Annotated in this window: 2 protein-coding genes and 2 pseudogenes; 2 read left to right on the plus strand and 2 right to left on the minus strand. The window is 33.4% G+C overall.

What is annotated here, in order from left to right; all coding sequences use genetic code 11:
- Window positions 1-78 precede the first annotated feature (78 nt).
- Window positions 79-480, minus strand: a pseudogene (locus AB3X49_RS20005) (TlpA disulfide reductase family protein); the annotation flags it as partial.
- Window positions 481-1,002: 522 nt separating this feature from the next.
- Here AB3X49_RS20005 and AB3X49_RS20010 point away from each other — a divergent pair.
- Together AB3X49_RS20010 and AB3X49_RS20015 are read left to right on the plus strand one after the other, a co-directional pair.
- Window positions 1,003-1,290, plus strand: a complete 288-nt coding sequence (locus AB3X49_RS20010) for an ArsR/SmtB family transcription factor (protein WP_367964303.1) — start codon at window positions 1,003-1,005, stop codon at window positions 1,288-1,290.
- 207 nt (window positions 1,291-1,497) lie between these two features.
- Window positions 1,498-1,672: pseudogene (locus tag AB3X49_RS20015) on the plus strand (acid-soluble spore protein H).
- 42 nt (window positions 1,673-1,714) lie between these two features.
- Here AB3X49_RS20015 and AB3X49_RS20020 read toward each other — a convergent pair.
- Window positions 1,715-3,064: a peptide MFS transporter gene (locus AB3X49_RS20020; protein ID WP_002010491.1), complete on the minus strand. Its 1,350-nt coding sequence runs from the start codon at window positions 3,062-3,064 to the stop codon at window positions 1,715-1,717.
- Between the last annotated feature and the right edge of the window lie 179 nt (window positions 3,065-3,243).

The following is a 3,243-nucleotide window of genomic DNA, read 5'->3' on the forward strand; positions in this document are numbered from 1 at the left end:
CCATAATAGTATTAAAAGTAACATTTTGTTCATAAAGTAGACAAAAAGCGTAATCAAATTGATTTGAATACGCTTTTGTAAATTATTGACATATTCTTTCGTTTTTTCATATGTCATTGGTCCTACATGCTTATATTGAATGACACCGTTTGAATCGATGACAAAAGATGTTGGAATACTGATAATTTGATATGCAGCACTTGCCTGTCCTTTCTGATCTAATAGGACGGGGAAGGTATATTTGTTTTCTTCAAGAAATTGTTTTACATTGTTCGGGTCTTTTTCAGTAGCTGTCGCATTTACAGCAACAATTTCAATCCCCATATCTTTAGTATCGTGATAAAACTTTTCCATATCAGGCATTTCTATTTTGCATGGACCACACCAGCTTGCCCAAAAATTCAATATTACTTTTTTTCCTTTATAGTCTGTAAGACGAACTTCTTGACCAGTGGTTGTTTCCAGAAGGAAATCGAGGGCAGCATTGCCAACTTCAGTTCAAATGGGGATGTTTGATTTTGAAGCTATATCTTCTTTTTTGTCTAATAGGAAGTGATTGATAATAGTCCAGCCAACCGCAATGCTAATTAACGCAAAAATAAACCATTTTTTAATATTACATCATCCTCCTTACTTAAATTTCCTTTTTATCGTAACAAAGTGGTTAAATATGGTCAAATTACTTTACGATAGGTTATCAATTATGGACGATATTTTACAATATCATTACTGTACATTTCAGTAAGGTGAAAATATAACAAAAAGCCTGATAAAACAACGTTTGTAAGCAAAGTATTGCTAGCCCTTTGTTTTGCTTTTTTATTGTATCATATAGTATAATATTCAAAATCAGGTGGGATTTTTTCTTGAACTGTGTGCTGATAAAAGTCGGAAAATTTTCTCAGCATTATAGGTTGATAAAGTTATGTCGTAACAGGAAATATAAGAACAGATATATAAATAAATAAAGAGAAAATAAAAAATGAAAATGAGGGGAATTTTATGAACCAAAACCAATTTGACTGTCGTATTTCAGAAGAAGACGTACAGATGTTAAGAGCATTAGCTCATCCATTGCGTCTACGTTTAGTAATGGAACTGATGCAGCGTGGAAAATGTAATGTAACACAATTACAAGAGGTATTAGAAATTCCGCAATCAACTGTTTCGCAGCATTTAACGAAATTAAAACAAAATAAAGTAGTACGCTTTGAGAGACGCGGGTTAGAAGTGTACTATCAAATTCATAACGATAAAGTAAGTGAAGTAGTAAAAACATTATTTTCTTAATTTTTGAATATTATGGAAAGAAGACGTGTGAAATATACGTCTTTTTTTATTTGGAAAGGATCTAATAATAGGAAGATTTGAGAGCGTATATATTAGCGCGTTAGAAAGAAACAAACTATCGGTTGAAGTGCTAAATTGACGGAATATATTCTGAAGGGATATGAAAAGATAGAAAGGAGTGTTGTAAGCCAAAGGAGGAATAATATAATGGATGTAAAACGTGTGAAACAGATATTATTCAAGTAGAATTGATGTTACATACGAGGGAGTCCCCGTATGGATTGAGAGCTGTGATGAGCAGAAGGGTAGTGCTCAAGTGTATGACGTATCCAACCCAGGAGAGAGCGTTCACGTGGATGTCACGGCTTTAGAAGAGATGTAATAGAAAAGACGCTTCTAATTGTAGAAGCGTCTTTTCTATTTACTATTCCATCATATGTGCAATTTTCTTAGAGAACATAAGAAGTACTAATCCTAGCACGATTACGATAACACCGATGCTTGCGAATACTTCTAAATATCCTAAAGATTGAGTGAAAGCAGCTAATTGTCCTGCTAATAAGTTTGCACAGCCAGTACCAGCTAACCATACACCCATTAATAAAGATGCTAATTTAAGAGGAGCGATTGCACTTACCATAGATAATCCGATTGGTGATAAGAATAATTCACCAATTGTATGGAACATGTAAGTGAACACAATGAACAGTAAGTTTGCTTTCATTGTAATGTTACCTTCATCGCTACCAGTTTTTAAAACAGCTAAAGTTAGAATTAAATATCCAACTCCTAGTAAAATCATACCTAATGCCATTTTTGTTGGGATTTTTAAATCACCATTTTTTGTTTTTGAAAGTTTAATCCATAATGCAGAAACAGGTAATGCTAATAAGATGATGAACAATGGGTTTACAGATTGGAACCAAGGTGTTGGAATTGTAAATCCACCAATTGTACGATCTACGAATTTATCTGTATAAAGTGTTAAAGAACTACCAGCTTGTTCAAATCCTGCCCAGAAGAATACAACGAAACAAGTTAAAATTAAAATTGCAGCTGTACGTTTTTTCTCTTGTGGTGTTAAAGGTTTTTTCTCAATTACTTTTGCGTTTTGCTCTTTAGATTGTTTACCGACAACAGTTGTTCCGATTGTACCTAAGTAACGAGGCGCTAAGAAATTAAAGGCAATCTGACCAATGATCATACCGATACAAGCTGTTAAGAATCCGTATTTATAATCTGTGAAATAACCGCAAATGAATGGAGCGATAAAGGCTCCTAAGTTAATTCCCATGTAGAAGATAGTGAAGGCACTATCACGACGAGAATCATTTTCGCTATATAATTGACCTAATAAAGTCGAAATATTTGGTTTGAAGAATCCATTACCGATAACTAATAATCCTAAGCCTAAGAAAAGTCCAGTTTTAGTGTTCATGGAAAATAGTACAAAGTTACCAAGTGCCATAATGATACCACCGATGGTAATGGCGTGTCGTTTCGTAATGAAATGGTCAGTTAGCCAACCACCAATAATCGGTGTGAAGTATACTAACATTGTGAAAATACCGTAAATCTGTACAGCAACTGCTTTATCAAAGCCTAAACCGCCACTTACTAAGCTCGTTGTTAAATAAAGAACTAATAAGCCACGCATTCCGTAATAACTAAATCTTTCCCATGCCTCTGTAAAGAACAACAAATATAATCCTGGTGGATGTTTTTTTGGTGATTGTTGCTCTCCAGCTTTGTCTAATTTTAAAGCTGCATCCATGTTTGTTTCCCCCTAATCCTGTATAACGGATATTTATGTAATTATTTTAATTCACAAAATATTTAGAAGTCAATAGAATTATATGGAAATAGCAAGAAAATTTATGAAAAAATCTATTTTTCTTCAACCGTTATTATATTTTTCCCTGAAAACAAGATAATAAGCGTTTTCAAATGTAG

The sequence above is a fragment of the Bacillus sp. C30 genome (assembly GCF_040838255.1).
Lineage (GTDB): Bacteria > Bacillota > Bacilli > Bacillales > Bacillaceae_G > Bacillus_A > Bacillus_A mycoides.